This is a genomic window from Mesorhizobium sp. M1A.T.Ca.IN.004.03.1.1, assembly GCF_003997555.1.
Classification (GTDB): Bacteria; Pseudomonadota; Alphaproteobacteria; order Rhizobiales; family Rhizobiaceae; genus Mesorhizobium.
This window is the reverse complement of record NZ_RZTV01000482.1, coordinates 1-263: the sequence shown is the minus strand read 5'-3', so window position 1 is coordinate 263 and position 263 is coordinate 1. Positions and strand designations below refer to the sequence as shown.

General features: G+C 63.5%; 1 protein-coding gene. It reads left to right on the top strand.

Features of this window, described 5'->3' with window-relative positions; translation table 11 throughout:
* On the top strand, window positions 1-263 hold a 263-nt coding region (locus EOD29_RS32535), incomplete at both ends, for a pyrroline-5-carboxylate reductase dimerization domain-containing protein (RefSeq protein ID WP_281059253.1).

The window sequence follows — 263 nt, the reverse complement described above, 5'->3', positions numbered from 1 at the left end:
GCGCTGCTTGCGGCCGCCATGATGAGCGACGCCGTCGCAAATGGCCTGCCGAAGGAAATTGCGCGCCGTGCCGTCAACACGGTGATCACCGGCGCCGGGCGCCTGCTGGAGCGCCAAGACGAATCTCCTGACGATGTCGTTCAAAGCTTTCTCGGCTATCGCGGCACCACTGCGGCAGCCATCGAAGGCATGCGCGCTGCGGGGTTCGACGCTTCGGTCGCAAAGGGGCTATCGGCAGCATTCAAGAAATCGGTGAGTATGGG